Genomic DNA, 16816 nt, shown 5'->3' with positions numbered 1-16816 from the left:
CGGCGGAGCCGCACAATGTCACAGCCCCGCGCCCCTAACAGGACTGGTGCCGGCCAGTCCTGGCATCTTCAGCCCGTCATGGGGTCCCCCCTGGCCCTTAAGGCCTTGGGGGAGATTGAGGACGAGCGCCCTTCAGGCGCGAACGGGGTCTGGGGCGGAGCCCCAGGAAACCGGCTTCCCCCTTTCCCACCCCCGGCGGGTTTCGGGAAGGGGCGGGGTGGGGGAAAGCCGCCCGGGCCCCGGCGCACCCTTGCCTCCCCGTACGGGAAACCCTGCTCCCCCGCACACGCGGAACGGGGGCTTCCGGGCAGCGGAAAGGGGCCCGGGGTCCGACCACCCCGAGCCCCCGGTTCCGCAGGGACCAGAAAGGCTAGAACGCCGCCTCGTCCAGCTCCATCAGCGAGTTGTCCACCGTCTCGGCCAGCGCACGCGCCGTACCGACCCCCGGCAGGACGTTCGCCGCGAAGAACTTCGCCGCCGCGATCTTGCCGGTGTAGAAGGGGACGTCCTTCGCGGAGGCCGAGGCCAGCTTCTCGGCGGCGACCGCGGCACCCTTGAGGAGCAGGTAGCCGACCACCACGTCGCCCGAAGCCATCAGCAGGCGGGTCGTGTTGAGCCCCACCTTGTAGATGTTCTTGACGTCCTCACCGGTCGCCGTCAGGTCGGTGATCATCGTGCCGACGATCGCCTCCAGGTCGACGGCCGCCTTGGCGAGCGAGTCGAGCGCGCCGCCCAGCGCCTCGTTGCCGTTCTGCTCGGCGAGGAACTTCTTGATCTCCTCGGAGAGGGCGTTCAGGGACGCGCCCTGGTCCCGGACGATCTTCCGGAAGAAGAAGTCCTGGCCCTGGATCGCCGTGGTGCCCTCGTACAGCGTGTCGATCTTGGCGTCACGGATGTACTGCTCGATCGGGTACTCCTGGAGGTACCCGGAGCCGCCGAAGGTCTGGAGCGACTCGGAGGACAGCTTCTCGTACGACTTCTCCGAGCCGTAGCCCTTCACGATGGGCAGCAGGAGGTCGTTCAGGCCCACGAGCGCCTTGGCGTCCTCGCCCGCCGCCTCCTTGACCTGGATCGCGTCCTGGATGGAGGCGGTGTAGAGGACGAGCGAGCGCATGCCCTCGGCGTACGCCTTCTGCGTCATCAACGAGCGGCGCACGTCCGGGTGGTGAGTGATCGTCACCTTCGGCGCGGTCTTGTCCATGAACTGCGAGAGGTCGCTGCCCTGGACGCGCTCCTTGGCGTACTCAAGGGCGTTGAGGTAACCCGTCGACAGCGTCGCGATCGCCTTCGTGCCGACCATCATGCGGGCGAACTCGATGATCATGAACATCTGGCGGATGCCGTCGTGCTTGTCGCCGATCAGCCAGCCCTTGGCGGGGTGCTGGTCGCCGAACGTCATCTCGCACGTGTTGGACGCCTTCAGGCCCATCTTGTGCTCGACGTTCGTCGCGTACACGCCGTTGCGCTCGCCCAGCTCGCCGGTCTCCCAGTCGAAGTGGAACTTGGGAACGAGGAAGAGCGAAAGCCCCTTCGTGCCCGGGCCGTGGCCCTCCGGACGCGCGAGGACGTAGTGGAGGATGTTCTCCTCCATGTCGTGCTCACCGGAGGTGATGAAGCGCTTCACGCCCTCGATGTGCCAGGAGCCGTCGTCCTGCTGGACGGCCTTGGTGCGGCCGGCGCCGACGTCCGAACCGGCGTCCGGCTCGGTCAGGACCATCGTGGAGCCCCAGCGCTTGTCGACCGCGATCTCGGCGACCTTCTTCTGCGCCTCGTTGCCCTCGGCGAAGAGGATGCCGGCGAACGCCGGGCCCGAGGAGTACATCCAGATCGCCGGGTTCGAGCCGAGCAGCAGCTCGGCGTACGCCCAGATCAGGGAGCGCGGCGAAACGGTGCCGCCGATCTCCTCGGGCAGGCCCAGGCGCCAGTACTCGGAGTCCATGAACGCCTTGTACGAGCTCTTGAAGGACTCCGGGACCGGAGCGGTGTTGGTGGCCGGGTCGAAGACCGGCGGGTTGCGGTCGGCGTCCGCGAAGGAGTCGGCCAGCTCGTTCTCGGCGAGACGGGCGATCTCCTCCAGGATCGACTTGGCGGTGTCGACGTCCATCTCCCCGAACGGGCCGGTGCCGTACAGCTTGTCGCGTCCGAGCACCTCGAAGAGGTTGAACTCGATGTCGCGGAGATTCGACTTGTAGTGCCCCATGGCGACGGCTCCGTAAGCAGGGTGTCGGTTACATCTACCAGCAAGTAGGTCAGTACTCCGATGATGCTACCCACCGGTAATAACGCGCAACCTTTGGCCGAGAACTGTGACGTGTCAGGCAGAGGAACCCGGCTGGGCCGGGCGGGCCGGGTGGGGCGGTTCCCCCAGCGCCTCCGCGAGCGCCCGCGCGGTGGCCGTATTGCAGTTCCCGAGGATGACGAGCGGGGGCGTACCGAAGTCCCGCCCGAGCGAGGGCAGCGTGATGCCGTGCGCGGCGAGCGCGGCCCGCAGCCCCATGACGACCTTGTACGTGTCGTCGCGGCGGGGCGTGAGGGGGGTGGACGCGTTCATGGATGCCTCCTGTGAGTGCGGTGTGTGACGAACCCCTCACAGAGTGCCGCCGAGTCCTTTACCTTCGGAAGTGGTTCACATTGCGCCCAGCAACTGGCAAATGGCGGTGGTGAGTTGTGCCCCCTCGCAAGGACACTGACGCGTCGGCGAACGTGCCGTCCTTCTACGGTGCGGAGCTGCGCTACAAGCGCGAGGCGGCGGGCCTCACGCTTGAGCAACTGGCCGAGGGCAGCTTCCGCGGCGTGCCGTTCCTGAGCCAGATCGAACGCGGCGAGCGCCGGATGCCGGTGGATCTGGCGAAGCACGTGGACGAGCGCCTCGGCACGGACGGCTTTTTCCAACGCCGCTGCGAAGACGCCCGCCGGGCCAAGCAGTCCGGACATGCGGAGTACTTCGCCGACGTGGCGGAGATGGAGCGGGGGGCGGAGACGATTGAGGAGTGGGCGCCCATGCTGGTGCCCGGACTGTTGCAAACCCCGGAGTATGCAAGGGCGATCGTGCGGGCGGCGATGCCCCGCGCCACTGACGATGAGGTCGAGGAGAAGGTGTCGGCCCGCATGGCACGGGCCTCGCTCTTCGAGCAGGACCAGCCCCCGGAGTTCTGGGCGATCCTCGATGAGTCGGTGGTCCGGCGGCGGGTGCTGCCGCCGTTGCAGATGGCCGAACTGCTGGAGCACGCCGCCGAGGTGATCCACGCTACGCGCGGCATTTTGCAGATCGTGCCGGAAACAGTCGCTTCCCATCCGTTCATGATGGGGACTGCCAGGGTGATGACCTTCCCTGATGCGCCCCCCGTTGCCTACATGGAGGGCCTGCACAGCGGTCAACTCGTCGACTATCCGGCCCTCGTGAAGCAATACCGGAGGTCGTACGATCTGCTCAGGGCCGCCGCTCTGTCCCCCCAGGCGTCCCTCGCCATGATCGAAAAGACGGCAGAGGACTTCCGAAATGGCAAGCAGCGATGTTGATTTGACTGCGGCGTTCTGGCGCAAGAGCAGCTACAGCAACGGCACCGGCGGCGAGTGCGTCGAGGTGGCCGAGGGTTTCCTTGGCGCGGCTCGCTGGCGTAAGAGCACGTACAGCAATGGCACCGGCGGGGACTGCGTCGAGGTCGCCGACAACCTCCCCGGCGTCGTCCCCGTCCGGGACTCCAAGGTGCTGGGCGGCCCGGCAATCGTCATCGCGGCCAGCGCTTGGGCGCCCTTCGTTCAGGCGGTCAAGAGCGCGGCGCTTCGCGCCTGAGACGCGGTGTTCGCCGCCACGTCGCGTCGGTAGGCTGTGGCCCCATGTACGGCTACGACCAGAACCCGGGTGCCCAGCAGCAGTACGCCCCGCCCCAGCAGCAGATGCAGGGCGGGTACGGGGAGCAGCCGCTGTACCCCGAGCCGTCGCCGCCCTCGCTCGCCGACGCGGTGCGGGCGTTCACGACCGGGTCGCTCTCGGCCGAGGACTTCCAGCAGATCTTCGCCTCGTCCAAGGTGTACTGCCCGCGCGGCGACAACCCGGGGTTCCTGGCGCTGCACAACACCCAGCAGCCGGTCATCCCGATGTTCACCTCGCTCAAGGAGCTGCGCCGGTACGCGGGCAAGGAGTCCAAGTACTTCGTCATCACCGGCGCCGAGGTGATCGACCTGCTGCCCACCGGGTACGGCTTCGTGCTCGACATGGAGGGCGACCACCGGATGGTCTTCGACGCGAAGGCCGTGGAGCAGATGGTCGACTTCGCGATGCGGCGGATGTACGGATAGCTCGTAGCTCTGAACGGCCTCGGTCTCGGGCCCGTACCCCTTGGGGGTGCGGGCCCGAGGCGTGTCCGGGCCGCGCGGGAATGCATCCGCATTGCCAGATGTTCAGCATTCAACTACTTTGGATGTAGAGCATCCCGCAAGGAGGGCCGTCCCATGCCTGCTGTGACCGTCGAAAACCCGCTGACCCTGCCGCGCGTGTCCGCGCCGGAGGGCGCCTCGGCGCGGCCAGTCCTTGCCGTGACCACCGCGCCCCAGGGGTTCGAGGGGGAGGGATTCCCGGTGCGCCGCGCGTTCGCCGGGATCAACTACAAGTACCTCGACCCGTTCATCATGATGGACCAGATGGGTGAGGTGGAGTACGCGCCGGGCGAGCCGAAGGGCACCCCGTGGCACCCGCACCGCGGCTTCGAGACCGTCACGTACATCATCGACGGGATCTTCGACCACCAGGACTCCAACGGTGGTGGCGGCACGATCACCAACGGTGACACCCAGTGGATGACGGCCGGGTCCGGTCTGCTCCACATCGAGGCGCCGCCGGAGCAGCTGGTCATGTCGGGCGGTCTCTTCCACGGGCTCCAGCTGTGGGTGAACCTGCCGGCCCGGGACAAGATGATGGCCCCGCGCTACCAGGACATCCGCAGCGGTTCCGTCCAGTTGCTCACCTCGCCGGACGGTGGCGCGCTGATGCGGGTCATCGCCGGTTCGCTCGACGGGCACGACGGCCCCGGCATCACGCACACCCCGATCACGATGGTGCACGCCACGCTGCGGCCGGGCGCGTCCGTCACGCTGCCGTGGCGGGAGGACTTCAACGGCCTCGCGTACGTGCTGGCCGGGCGCGGCTCGGTCGGCGCGGAGCGGCGGCCCGTGCACATGGGGCAGACCGCGGTGTTCGGCGAGGGCGGTTCACTGACCGTCCGCGCGGACGAGAAGCAGGATTCCAACGCCCCCGACCTGGAGGTCGTGCTGCTCGGGGGGCAGCCGATCCGGGAGCCGATGGCGCACTACGGGCCGTTCGTGATGAACACGCGGGCGGAGCTTGAGCAGGCCTTCGAGGACTTCCAGAAGGGCCGCCTCGGCACGATCCCGGCGGTCCACGGCATGTAACCCGGGTCCCCCTGGGGCTCCGCCCCAGCCCCCGGGGGGTTTGCCCACCCGCCCGCCCGTTGCTCGGGGTTGGTTGGTTCCGGTCCCCTGGGGCTGCGCCCCAGACCCCCTGAGGGGCTGCGCCCCAGACCCCCTGAGGGGCTGCGCCCCAGACCCCCTGAGGGGCTGCGCCCCTCGAACCCCCGCAGGGGGCTCCGCCCCCTGCACCCCCGTTCGCGCCTTAAGGGCGCTCGTCCTCAAACGCCGGACGGGCTGAAGACGCCGCCCCCGCCAGCATCGATCCTGGTAGGGGCGCGGGGAACTGCGCGAGCGACCACGCACGGTCCGTACCCGACGAACTCTCCCCCGGAGGGTCTAGGGAAGGGGCGGGGAGGGGCCCACGGGGTCTGGGGCGGAGCCCCAGCACGCCCGGCCGAGCTGCCCCGGAGGCCACGGGGCGGAACCCCGGCGCATCCCGTTGCGCCAGCGGGGTGGGGGAAACTGACGCCGCGTCACCCAGGCGGACCGTATGCCGCGCCGTCCCGGACGCCCCGTGGTCCGCTGGCAGGGTGGATACACGCACCCTCCTCCCCGAACCCGCCCGGCGGCTCGGCGCGTGGTGCGTTCTCGTGCTGCTCGTCGCCGGGGTCGTGGGCGTCGGCGTCTGGCTCTGCGTCGTGTTCAAGACCGCCGTCACCCCCGTGCTGCTCGCCCTGCTCGGCACCGCCCTGCTCGGGCCCGTGCACCGGTGGCTGATCCGGATGAAGCTCAAGCGGTCGCTCGCTGCCGCGCTCACCTGCGTCGCGCTCGTCGCGGTGGTCGGCGGGGCCGGATACGTCGTCGTCAGCGCGCTCATCGACACCGGCGACCAGATCGTCGCCTCGCTCAAGCAGGCCGGGCAGTGGGTGGCCGACCACTTCGGGGTGGCCGGCGGGGACGGCGTCACCAACCTCGCCGACAACGCCAAGCGGCTGCTCTCCAAGTTCGGGGCGGGCGCGGCCAGCGGGCTGCTCGAAGGGCTCAGCCTGCTCGGCTCGCTCCTCGCCACCAGCGTGCTCGCGCTCCTGCTCACCTTCTTCTTCCTCAAGGACTCCGACCGGGCCGTCGACCTCGCTGACTCCCTCGCCCCGCGCGGCACCGGCGACACCGTCGAGGCCATGGCACGGCGCGCCTTCGAGGCGGTCGAGGGGTTCATGCGGGGGACCACGCTCATCGCCTTCATCGATGCCGTCTGCATCACGGTGGGGCTGGTCATTCTGCGCGTGCCCGGCGCTCTCGGGCTCGGCGCGCTCGTCTTCATCGGGGCGTACATCCCCTACCTGGGCGCCTTCGTCTCCGGGGCCGTCGCCGTGCTCGTGGCGCTCGCCGACCGCGGGTTCGGCATCGCGCTGTGGACGCTCGGCATCGTGCTCGCCGTGCAGCAGCTCGAAGGGCACATCCTCCAGCCCGTCATCCAGAGCCGTACCGTCCAGATGCACCCCGCGATGATCATGATCGCGCTGACCGCGGGTGCCAGCGTCGCGGGCCTCATCGGCATGTTGCTCGCCGTACCGGTCGCGGCGGCCGCCTTCGCCGTGCTGGGGGAGCTGCGGAAGCGTTACTCCGAGGACGGGTCAGCAGGGTCGGAAGAGCCTGCCGCCCCGGGCTCGTAGAGCTCGAACCAGATCGACTTCCCGTCGCCCCTGGGGTCGACCCCCCACGCGTCCGCCAGCATCTCCATCAGGATCAGGCCGCGGCCGCTGGAGGCCATCTCGCCGGGGCGGCGCCGGTGCGGGAGTTCGTCGCTCGCGTCGGCCACCTCGACGCGCAGGCGGCGGGTGCCGAGCGGGCCGCGCGCCTCCGCCACGAGCAGCGCGTCGCCGTCGGTGTGGACCAGCACGTTGGTGATCATCTCGGAGATCATCAGGACCGCCGAGTCGATCTGCTCCTCGTCCGTCCAGTCGTGCAGGAGCTCGCGGAGCTGGCGGCGGGCGCCCGCGATGCGCTCGGGTTCGGCCTGGGCGATGGTCAGTGCGGTGCGGCGGACCGGGGCGGGCGGGACCGCGCCGGCGCCGACGGTGACGTTGCGGCGGAGCAGCAGCAGCGCGATGTCGTCCTCGCGGCGGTCGACCAGCGGGCCCGTGGTGTGGTGCGAGGAGGGGCCGTGCACGGCCTGGACGAGTTCGTCGGCGAGCTGCTCCAGGCTGTCGCCGGTGTGCGTCTCCAGGACCGGGCGCAGCCGCGTCCAGCCGCTGGCCATGTCGTGGCCGCCGGTCTCGATCAGGCCGTCCGTGCAGATCATGATCGTCTCGGCGGGGTCGAGTACGAGCCGGGTCGTCGGGTAGTCGGAGTCCGCCTCGATGCCGAGCGGGAGGCCGCCCGCGGTGGGGCGGATCAGGGCGGTGCCGTCGGCGGTGCGGATCACCGGGTCGGGGTGGCCGGCCCGGGCGACGTCGAGGGTGCCGGTGGCGGGGTCGACCTCGATGTACAGGCAGGTCGCGAAGCGCGGCGCGTAGTCCTCGTGCCCGTCGCCGTACGGGTCGGGCACCCCGTCCGACTCGGTGATCCCGTACAGGAAACGGGAGGCGCGCGAGAGGACCGCGTCGGGGCTGTGGCCCTCGCTGGCGTAGGCCCGCAGCGCGATCCGCAGCTGGCCCATGAGCCCGGCCGCCCGCACGTCGTGGCCCTGTACGTCGCCGATGACCAGCGCGAACCTGCCTCCGCCGGCCCCCGTCCGGGAGCCGGGCAGCGGGATCATGTCGTACCAGTCGCCGCCGACCTGGAGGCCGCCGCCGGTCGGGACGTAGCGGGCCGCGATCGTCATGCCGGGGATCTCGGGGCCGAGCGTGGGCATCATCGAGCGCTGCAGCCCGAGCGAGAGCTCGCGTTCGCTCTCGGCCTCGCCCGCCCGGGCCAGGGCCTGCGCCAGCATGCGGGCCACCGTGGTGAGGACCGAGCGCTCGTCGGGGGTGAAGGCGACGGGGTGCTTGAACGCCGCCATCCAGGCGCCGATGGTGCGCCCTGCGACGATCAGCGGGACGAACGCCCACGACTGGCGGTCGAAGCGCTGGGCCAGTGGCCAGGTGGTGGGGAAGCGGCGGCGGTACTCCTGCGGGGTCGGCAGGTAGATGGCCCGTCCGGTGCGTACGACGTCGGCGGCCGGATAGTCCATGTCGAGCGCCATGTCCGTGAACGGGCCGTCGTCCCCGGGATTGTGCCCGTGGTGCCCGATGATCGTGAGGCGCTCGCCGGCCACCCCGAATACGGCGAGGCCGTCCGGCGAGAAGCCCGGCATGGAGAGCGAGGCGGCGACCCTGAGCACCTCGGAGGTGGAGCGGGCCTCGGCGAGCGCGCGGCCGGCGTCGAGCAGGAAGGCCTCGCGCGAGCGCCGCCAGTCGCCGGTGATGGAGGGGTGGGCGGCGGTGGTGCCGGGCTGCGGCTCGGCGACCTCTTGGATGGTGCCGATCAGGACGTAGTCCTCGCCGTTCATGATGGGCTTGGAGCGGCTGCGCACGGTGCGCAGGACCCGGCCGCTCTCGTCCATGATCCGCAGCCGGACCTCGGCGAGGGTGCCCTCGGCGACGGCGAGGTTCACGATGCCGTCGACCTCGTTCCAGTCCACCGGGTGGAAGCGGGAGCGTACGGCGGCCTCGCTCAGGGTGGCCTGCTGCGCGGGCAGACCGAGGAGCCGGGCGGCCTCTGCGTCGAGGGTGACCGTCCCGGCTGCGTTGTCCCAGCGCCACAGGCCAGTCGCGATCGCGGCCAGGACGTCCTCTGTGCGCATTGCCCCTATTTAAGAAGATCCGGGGACCGGCCGCCACCGAGAGTGGCCCCCAGGACCGGGCGGTAACCTGGACTGGTTGATTCCCGCCTGTCTCGCGAAGAATCTCGCGAAGAGTCGCGGCCACGGTTCGCGAAGAATTGGATGAATGATGCACCGGTACCGGTCCCACACCTGCGGTGAGCTCCGCGCCTCCGACGTCGGCAGCGACGTCCGGCTGAGCGGCTGGCTGCACAATCGCCGAGACCTGGGCGGCATTCTCTTCATCGACCTGCGGGACCACTACGGCATCACGCAGCTGGTCGCCCGGCCCGGCACGGCCGGCGCGGAGGCCCTGGACAAGCTGTCCAAGGAGACCGTCGTACGCGTCGACGGCAAGGTCGTCTCGCGCGGCGCCGAGAACGTGAACGGTGAGCTGGCGACCGGCGAGATCGAGATCGAGGTCGGCGAGGTCGAGGTGCTCGGCGCCGCCGCCCCGCTGCCCTTCACGATCAACGCCGACGACGGCGTGAACGAGGAGCGGCGCCTGGAGTACCGCTTCCTGGACCTGCGCCGCGAGCGCATGCACCGCAACATCATGCTGCGCAGCGCCGTGATCGCCTCGATCCGCTCGAAGATGGTCGCGCTCGGCTTCAACGAGATGGCCACCCCGATCCTGGCGGCCACCTCCCCCGAGGGCGCCCGTGACTTCGTGGTGCCGTCCCGTCTGAACCCGGGCAAGTTCTACGCGCTGCCGCAGGCCCCGCAGCAGTTCAAGCAGCTCCTGATGATCTCCGGCTTCGACCGGTACTTCCAGATCGCGCCCTGCTTCCGTGACGAGGACGCCCGCGCCGACCGCTCGCCGGGCGAGTTCTACCAGCTCGACGTCGAGATGAGCTTCGTCGAGCAGGAGGACGTCTTCCAGCCCATCGAGAAGCTCATGACCGAGCTCTTCGAGGAGTTCGGCGGCGGCCGCCACGTCACGTCCCCGTTCCCGCGGATCCCGTTCCGCGAGTCGATGCTGAAGTACGGCAACGACAAGCCCGACCTGCGCGCCAAGCTCGAACTCGCCGACATCACCGACGTGTTCGAGGGCTCGGAGTTCAAGGCGTTCGCCGGCAAGCACGTCCGCGCGCTGCCCGTTCCGGACGTGGCCGCCCAGTCGCGCAAGTTCTTCGACGGCCTCGGCGACTACGCCGTCTCGCTCGGCGCGAAGGGCCTGGCCTGGGTGCGCGTCGCCGAGGACGGTTCGCTGTCGGGCCCGATCGCCAAGTTCCTCACTGATGAGAACGTCAAGGTGCTCACCGAGCGCCTCGGCCTCGTCCCCGGGCACGCGGTGTTCTTCGGCGCGGGCGAGTTCGACGAGGTCTCCAAGATCATGTCGGGCGTACGCGTCGAGGCCGCCAAGCGCGCCGGGCACTTCGAGGAGGGCGTGTTCCGGTTCTGCTGGATCGTCGACTTCCCGATGTACGAGAAGGACGAGGAGACCGGCAAGATCGACTTCTCGCACAACCCGTTCTCGATGCCCCAGGGCGGCCTGGAGGCCCTGGAGACCCAGGACCCGCTGGACGTCCTGGGCTGGCAGTACGACATCGTGTGCAACGGCATCGAGCTGTCGTCGGGCGCGATCCGTAACCACGAGCCCGAGATCATGTTCAAGGCGTTCGAGATCGCGGGGTACGACCGGGAGACCGTGGAGCGCGAGTTCGGCGGCATGCTCAAGGCGTTCCGCCTCGGCGCGCCGCCGCACGGTGGCATCGCGCCGGGCGTCGACCGCATGGTGATGCTGCTCGCGGACGAGCCGAACATCCGAGAGACCATCGCGTTCCCGCTGAACGGCAACGCGCAGGACCTGATGATGGGCGCGCCGACGGAGCTGGACGAGTCCCGCCTGCGCGAGCTGAACATCGCCCTGCGCAAGCCGGTGGCGGAGAAGTAGGCATTTCCATAAGGGGCGTTGCCCCCTCCAACCCCCTGGGCCTTGGCTCGGGGGGTTGGTTTGTTTCCCTGGTCCGCTCCCCTGGCTCAGAACCGCATTGCGTCTGCAACGCCCGTTCGATAGGAATTGACCTTGACAGTGGGGCGTACGGGGCGTGGGTGACTGCTCACTCGCGGGACGGCACGCTGGAGCTGAACGACGGGACCGCGCAGTCGACGTTGTCGAAGGCGAAGGCCGCTGTCGTCGCCATCGGCTGAGGCGCGGCACAGCAGTAGTTGATTCACGGGGACGCAAGGAACGGGGAATTGGTGTGTCGGGGTGGGATGTCTCGCAGTCCGGGGTGGAGTCGGTGACTTCGCTGGTCGGGGTGGCGATGGACGACGTGGCCAAGTCCGTCACGTCGTACGGGACGAACGTGACCAGCGCCGCGGGTTCCGCCGGAACGATCAGCGGCGCCTACTGCGGGGCGAAACCGATCGGGCCGATCGGGGCGGCGCTGGAGCTGTTCGTGGAGAAGACCGCGGGCGATGTGCTGTTCCTCGGGGCCCGCGCGGCCAAGTCGGTGAACGGCGCGCGCCAGGCCACCGCGTATTACGTCGTCGGGAACCTTGAGATGGCCGCGAACGCCGAGCACACGGCGCTGTCCGCGCCGGAGGTGAAGCTGCCCGCGCCGGGCGGTTCGCAGGACGGGAAGAAGTAGCACGTGATCGAGCCGTCCGGCATACCTCAGTTCCTCGGCAACCTGGACCAGTTGGACAAGGACATCTCCGCGCTGCGCACGGATGCCACGGGCATCCGCAACGGCGGCAAGGATGTGCACTCCCGCTTCCAGGCCCTGGCCGGTGTCTACAGAGCGCCCGAGGCCGAACAGCTCCTGGGCACCACCCGGCCGGTGATGGACAAGGCCGAGACCTTCGCCCAGAACCTGGAGACGGTGGCCGACGCACTGGAGACGTTCTCCGTCGAGGCCCGTCCGCTCGCCAAGCAGCTGGCCCAGCTCAAGAGCGATGCCCTCACGTTCGTCGACAGTGTCGACGGCGAGCACGACTGGACGTACGACGAGGACAAGGTCAACCGGCACCAAGCGCTCCTGGACGGCGTGAGCTCCGCGGAGAGTGCTTTCCGGGACGCCGAGAACCGGGCCGCGAGCAAGATCTCGGCGATCGTCGGCGGCCCGAAGTTCGTGTACGACGACGGCAGCCACACCTCCAACGCCCAGACGGTGATGTACGGCTACTCCCCCGACAGCCTCAAGCACGCCGAGAAGCTGCCCTGGGGCACACCCGAATCCGAGTCCCACCACCTCTGGGAGATCGACTACTTCGCCAAGAACTACGTCTGGGACGGCTTCCTCGTCGGCGGCGTCGGAGACACCTTCGAGGGTCTGGGGCATCTGTTCGGCATTGGCGGCTCTGCCAGTGAGGCATGGGGCGGCCTCAAGGACGTCGTCACCGGGATCGGCCTGTACACCGCATCCCCCTACGACTGGGTGATGGACCACACCATCGGCCCGGCCGCCCCGGATCCCGAAGAGGAGCACGCCAAGGCGGCCACCCGCGAATTCTTCAAAGGGCTGGTCGCGTGGGACGACTGGAAGGACAACCCCAGCAAGGCCGCGGGCGTCGTCACCTTCAACTTCGGCACCGGGATCGTCGGCGGGGTGCTGCGGGGAGCGGGCAAAGCGGGCGAGGCCGGCGAGGCCGCTTCCAAGGCAAGCCGAGCGGCCACGGCCGCAGCCAACCTCATCACCTACCTCGACCCCGTCGCGGCCGGCCTGAAGATAGGCGGCACGGCGGTCAGCAAGATGCCCAGCGTCGCCGAACTCGCCTCCCGCATCCGAGTCGGCTCCAGCGCGGACCACATCCACAGCGTCTGGGAACTGAACGACGGTTCCAAAGTCGTCATCAAAGACGGCGAATTCATCCCGTACGGCAAAGACGGCAAGCCGATCACCCAACCGGCACCCTCGAACGCGAAAGCAAACCAGCCGACTACGCCGGACGCACCGCCCGGCGTGCCCGAACGCCATCCCGTCGGGGTCGGGTCGCGAACACCTGAAGCCAGTGCGCATGCTGGGGAAAAACTGCCCCCGCAGGCCGCTCACCATGCGCCAAGCGGCGGCTCGGGCAGCGGTGCGGGTTCGCATACGGCGTCAGGTGGTGGCGGCTCCCACACGCCGAGCGGCGGTGGCGGCGCTTCGTACACGCCTTCCGGTGGCGGCGGTCACGGCCACGAGAGTCCAGGTCACGCCTCGCACAACGACGGGGGCAACGGCACGCCACACGATCCGTCACATACGCCTGGGCACGATGGCAGCGGAGCTGACCCGGATCACGGGAGCGGAGACGCCGCGCAGCACGGCACTCACCCAACCGCCCCGGGTGAGGACGGTTCATCAAATCGCGTTCGCCCTCCGCGTGAAGGCGATAGCAACTATATCGTCGACAACCCCGAGAACTGGGCCGATACCATCACGGACATCGACAGGATCCACGATGGAACTCTCTGGGAAGAAAAGACCGCGACCGGCCAAGACCCACGCGTAAACGTGCCGAAGTGGATCAGTAAGCACGTGTTCAAGAAATTGGATTCCTATGTCCGGGCGCGGCCTCACATGAAGGGATACGAGAACGCCCCCATGGGCTTGGACTTCACCGAGCCGGGAGCCACCCCCGAGTTCAGGGCTGCGGTAGAATCCGGCGTAGAACAATGGCGAGCTAATAATCCGAATGTTGAAGTAAAGGTGCGGTGGGCCGAGTGAGTTGCTACTTCCAAGTCGAAGACAACGAGGTTTGGAATCCGTCGAATTCTGTCGCACGCCTCTTCTTGAGGCAAGCAGTCGGCATCTCGGAACTCGTTGACCATCCCAGCGGACTTGGCGAGATCATCGAAGATGAGTGCGAAATCGATCCACGCACGTTCTCTGGTTTCGTTGATGCGATCGTCAGTACTTACCAGTCCACGAACAATGAAGTAATCAAGTCGCTTATCGAGGGCTTCACTTCAGTGGCGTCGGTCCTTGTCGAGCGCATCAACGGAACAGCACCTTCACTGCAGCCCGAACTATCGGAAATGTGGAGTCACAAGCAGGCGACCTTGGCGCGATCCATGCCGAAGGGATAATTTCTGGGTCTCACAGAGTCGGTGGCGTTTCGACATCGAGTGGTTTCACACTGCAGTCCTGGCCCGCATTGTCACCGCCGCGTCGCGACTCCTCCGAACACGGCAGGAACTGTTCTCCAAGATGCTCGCAGTATCGTCAACACCGCCCTCCTCCTGATCGGCGAACGCACCGATAGCCAGGTCCTGGTCGGCCTCTAGGCGCCCCGCTGGCCGGGCGGTGACACCCTCGCCCTCCGTTGGCGCCGACGCCACCAACTCACCCAGGTGCCCGCCAATCAAGCGACGCCCCCCGACGGAAGAACCCCAGCCGTGACCAAGGACGTCATCGCCCTCACCCCGACCATGCCCGACCCGTCCACCGTGCTCGCGGGCCTGTACGCGGGCGGTCCCGATCTGCGCGTCAACGCTCTCGCCGACGGGGCGGTCCTCCAGCTCTGTACCGCCGACGGAGCTCCCCTCGTCTCCGTCGAGACCCCGCACCTGGTTCATCACCCGCACGAGGCCCGCCGTCTGCTCGGCGACCAAGTGCCGCTACCGGAGGGCCCGTTCTGGTGGACGGAGGCCCGTGCGACCACCGCCGTCCCCGAGGGCGAGCGCCTCGCCGCTTCCTTCGCCGGACGCCTGACCACCGTGCTGGGAGGCATCGTCTGGCCACCCCATGTCGCCCACACCGACGTCGTCCCCACCACCGGCCTCACCCCGTCCACGACGCTCGGCGACCTCCCGCCGGCCGTGGACATCCAGACCGATCACGCCTCCGTCATCCTCCAGGACCGCCCGGTCATTGCCCTGACCACCTGGCTCTCGGATGCCCTGAGCGCCGCGGCAGCCGGCGGACGGGCCCTGCAACTCCTCACCCCTCCATCCTGCCGCCTCACCCAGCCCACCCGCGCCGCACTCGCCGCTCACCCCAACCGCTGGATCATCCAGCACCCCGAACACGGCTACTACGACGGCGTCTCAGGCATCCAACTCCGCTGGCACAACGGCGCCTTCGTGCCCGCACCCGACGAAAGCGGCAACGCCCGCATCGCCGAGCCCTTCAAGTCCGACCAGGACGCCGCAGCCGCCCCCGTCGGACAGCAACTGCTGCTCTCCATACGCACCATCCAACCCGCCACCGAAGGCCTGCTCCTGGGCGGCGCCATCGAGGCCGCCTGTCAGCACCTGACCGGGACCCGCCCCGCCGGGTGGGGCACCGCCGAACCTGTCAACCTCCCCTGGTCCAGACGGCAGTTGACCGACGTCGCCCGCACCCGCGCCCAAAAGTCCGCACCCACCTGGCTCATCACCATCGGTGACCCGGAACACCCCGCCATCGCCACCACGCGAGTCCTGCACACTCCCGCAGGCATCGAGGAACACATCGCCGTGGCGTTCGGTTACAGCCCCGGCAACACCCCGCCCCTGGCTGCACTGCCCGAACTGGCCCGCGTGCTCACCACCCGGCACCATCTGGCCACCATGCTCACCACATTGCGTACCGGCCGTAGTGACCTGACCGTCCCCTCATACTTCGAGGCCCTGCCCGTGCCGGTGTCCTTCACGCTCGGCCCCGACGCCGTACGTCAGACCGGCCTCGCCCGCGCTGAAGCCCCTTCCCCACACTTGGTGCCGGCCCGGCTCGGCCCTGCCACCGCCCCCGCACTCCACTACACCCTCGGGGACGGCGCCCAACCGGAAGCCTGGACCAAACTGCGGCACCTCACCCAGCACTTGAATTAGATAAGTCAAAGGCTCGGCCCCGCGACGGCGTGCCCACGTCTCCGTGACAGCCCTCCCCGGCCGGGGGGGGGCTCGGATGAGACAGATCCGGGACCGGACAGGCGCGTATACGCACCCGCCTCCCTCGGAGGGGTGCGGGGAAGCCTTGGGCTTCTCCGCACCCCGACGTGCCTCAGTTCTTCGAGCGGGCGAAGAACTCCACCTCTGCTATTGCCACTTGCTTGTCCTTGGCTGCGCCGAAGGCTGAGCGCAGGATGATGCGGACCGATACCGCGTCCCGTACTCGGACGTCTACGCGCTGCACGCCGCCGTCGTTGAGGGATCGGTGCGACGTGTGCTGCTTGCCGCTGGAGTCGGTCACCACCAGGTCGAATTCCTGCGGGCGGGCCTGTTCCGACTGCTGGCCCTGGCGCTTCGAGGTGCCCGGGGTGATCAGCAACGCCAGCAGGTCCGTCGGCTGGCCGAACGTCGCTTCCAGGTACGTGCCCGCCGCGTCGTCCGCGTAGCCCGTGCCCCACCACGTGTTGGAGTAGCTGTCGCCCGCCAGGTCTGGTTTGTGCGCCGGGTCCGAGTGGGATGCCGCCCACGCCGTCGGGTGTACGGCCACTCGCTTCGCGAAGTGGTCCTGGACCGCCCTTGCCGCCGGGGGGCCGCCTATGACGCCGCCGACGACCACTGCCACAACTGCCGCTGCCACCAGCGCCCTTGCTATCCAGCGCTTCCTGTCCCTGTGCAGCGGGGGGCGCTGGCCCGCGTACGGGCCCGTCGCGTTGTCCTCGCGGCGCGGGGTCAGCGGGGTCGCGCAGCTTCGGCAGAAGTTGCGGTGCTGGTGGTTCGGGGTGCCGCAGGCGGGGCACGGCGTGCCGTTTTCCGGGGCGGGGGTGGGGGTTGCCGTCCTCACC

Annotated in this window: 14 protein-coding genes; 10 read left to right on the top strand and 4 right to left on the bottom strand. The window is 68.9% G+C overall.

All coding sequences use genetic code 11. The annotated features are described in order from the left end of the window. Positions 1-370: 370 nt before the first annotated feature. Complete coding sequence (locus tag ADK54_RS05245; protein WP_053724331.1) at positions 371-2200, bottom strand: acyl-CoA dehydrogenase; 1830 nt, start codon at positions 2198-2200, stop codon at positions 371-373. A gap of 114 nt (positions 2201-2314) precedes the next feature. Then, complete coding sequence (locus ADK54_RS05240) at positions 2315-2551, bottom strand: hypothetical protein (protein ID WP_234391928.1); 237 nt, start codon at positions 2549-2551, stop codon at positions 2315-2317. A gap of 116 nt (positions 2552-2667) precedes the next feature. Between ADK54_RS05240 and ADK54_RS05235 the strand changes: the two genes are divergently transcribed. From ADK54_RS05235 to ADK54_RS05215, 5 genes are all read left to right on the top strand, one after another. Beyond that, positions 2668-3519 carry a helix-turn-helix domain-containing protein gene (locus ADK54_RS05235; RefSeq protein WP_053724330.1) on the top strand — a complete coding sequence of 284 codons (852 nt, stop codon included), beginning with the start codon at positions 2668-2670 and terminating at the stop codon, positions 3517-3519. Next, positions 3500-3793: a DUF397 domain-containing protein gene (locus tag ADK54_RS05230; RefSeq protein WP_053724329.1), complete on the top strand. Its 294-nt coding sequence runs from the start codon at positions 3500-3502 to the stop codon at positions 3791-3793. Before ADK54_RS05235 ends, ADK54_RS05230 begins: the two co-directional genes overlap by 20 nt. 44 nt (positions 3794-3837) lie before the next feature. After that, the gene (locus ADK54_RS05225) at positions 3838-4299 is read left to right on the top strand and encodes an SseB family protein (protein WP_053724328.1); all 462 of its coding nucleotides are present in this window, start codon (positions 3838-3840) and stop codon (positions 4297-4299) included. Positions 4300-4452: 153 nt separating this feature from the next. Then, the gene (locus ADK54_RS05220; protein WP_053724327.1) at positions 4453-5409 is read left to right on the top strand and encodes a pirin family protein; all 957 of its coding nucleotides are present in this window, start codon (positions 4453-4455) and stop codon (positions 5407-5409) included. 548 nt (positions 5410-5957) lie between these two features. Next, a complete protein-coding gene (locus tag ADK54_RS05215) occupies positions 5958-7040 on the top strand; it encodes an AI-2E family transporter (protein ID WP_053724326.1) in 1083 nt (360 codons plus the stop codon). Here the strand turns inward: ADK54_RS05215 and ADK54_RS05210 are convergent. Further along, positions 6986-9151, bottom strand: a complete 2166-nt coding sequence (locus tag ADK54_RS05210; RefSeq protein WP_053724325.1) for a SpoIIE family protein phosphatase — start codon at positions 9149-9151, stop codon at positions 6986-6988. The genes ADK54_RS05215 and ADK54_RS05210 overlap by 55 nt on opposite strands. Before the next feature lie 148 nt (positions 9152-9299). Here ADK54_RS05210 and aspS point away from each other — a divergent pair, with 148 nt between their 5' ends. The 5 genes from aspS (at position 9300) to ADK54_RS05190 (ending at position 15914) form a co-directional block, all read left to right on the top strand. Then, positions 9300-11066 (top strand): aspartate--tRNA ligase, encoded by a 1767-nt coding sequence (aspS, locus tag ADK54_RS05205; RefSeq protein WP_053724333.1) that lies wholly within the window; start codon positions 9300-9302, stop codon positions 11064-11066. A 310-nt stretch (positions 11067-11376) separates the two neighbouring features. Further along, positions 11377-11766, top strand: coding sequence for a DUF6507 family protein (locus ADK54_RS05200; RefSeq protein WP_053724324.1), 390 nt, complete (start codon positions 11377-11379; stop codon positions 11764-11766). Between the two features lie 3 nt (positions 11767-11769). Continuing rightward, positions 11770-13827 carry a hypothetical protein gene (locus tag ADK54_RS05195; protein WP_053724323.1) on the top strand — a complete coding sequence of 686 codons (2058 nt, stop codon included), beginning with the start codon at positions 11770-11772 and terminating at the stop codon, positions 13825-13827. Then, positions 13824-14189 (top strand): DUF6086 family protein, encoded by a 366-nt coding sequence (locus ADK54_RS45675; protein ID WP_159047630.1) that lies wholly within the window; start codon positions 13824-13826, stop codon positions 14187-14189. Before ADK54_RS05195 ends, ADK54_RS45675 begins: the two co-directional genes overlap by 4 nt. A gap of 309 nt (positions 14190-14498) precedes the next feature. Continuing rightward, positions 14499-15914 carry a DUF6177 family protein gene (locus ADK54_RS05190; RefSeq protein WP_199826871.1) on the top strand — a complete coding sequence of 472 codons (1416 nt, stop codon included), beginning with the start codon at positions 14499-14501 and terminating at the stop codon, positions 15912-15914. Between the two features lie 172 nt (positions 15915-16086). Here the strand turns inward: ADK54_RS05190 and ADK54_RS05185 are convergent. After that, on the bottom strand, positions 16087-16816 hold a 730-nt coding region (locus ADK54_RS05185; protein ID WP_199826870.1), incomplete at its 5' end, for a zinc ribbon domain-containing protein.

The organism is Streptomyces sp. WM6378 (genome assembly GCF_001279695.1).
Classification (GTDB): Bacteria; Actinomycetota; Actinomycetes; order Streptomycetales; family Streptomycetaceae; genus Streptomyces.
This window is presented reverse-complemented; position numbering and strand designations above follow the sequence as displayed.

Coding starts and splice junctions, on each gene's coding strand:
- ADK54_RS05245 (WP_053724331.1), bottom strand. CDS start 2,200: ATGGGGCACTACAAGTCGAATCTCCGCGACATCGAGTTCAACCTCTTC.
- ADK54_RS05240 (WP_234391928.1), bottom strand. CDS start 2,551: ATGAACGCGTCCACCCCCCTCACGCCCCGCCGCGACGACACGTACAAG.
- ADK54_RS05230 (WP_053724329.1), top strand. CDS start 3,500: ATGGCAAGCAGCGATGTTGATTTGACTGCGGCGTTCTGGCGCAAGAGC.
- ADK54_RS05225 (WP_053724328.1), top strand. CDS start 3,838: ATGTACGGCTACGACCAGAACCCGGGTGCCCAGCAGCAGTACGCCCCG.
- ADK54_RS05220 (WP_053724327.1), top strand. CDS start 4,453: ATGCCTGCTGTGACCGTCGAAAACCCGCTGACCCTGCCGCGCGTGTCC.
- ADK54_RS05210 (WP_053724325.1), bottom strand. CDS start 9,151: ATGCGCACAGAGGACGTCCTGGCCGCGATCGCGACTGGCCTGTGGCGC.
- aspS (WP_053724333.1), top strand. CDS start 9,300: ATGCACCGGTACCGGTCCCACACCTGCGGTGAGCTCCGCGCCTCCGAC.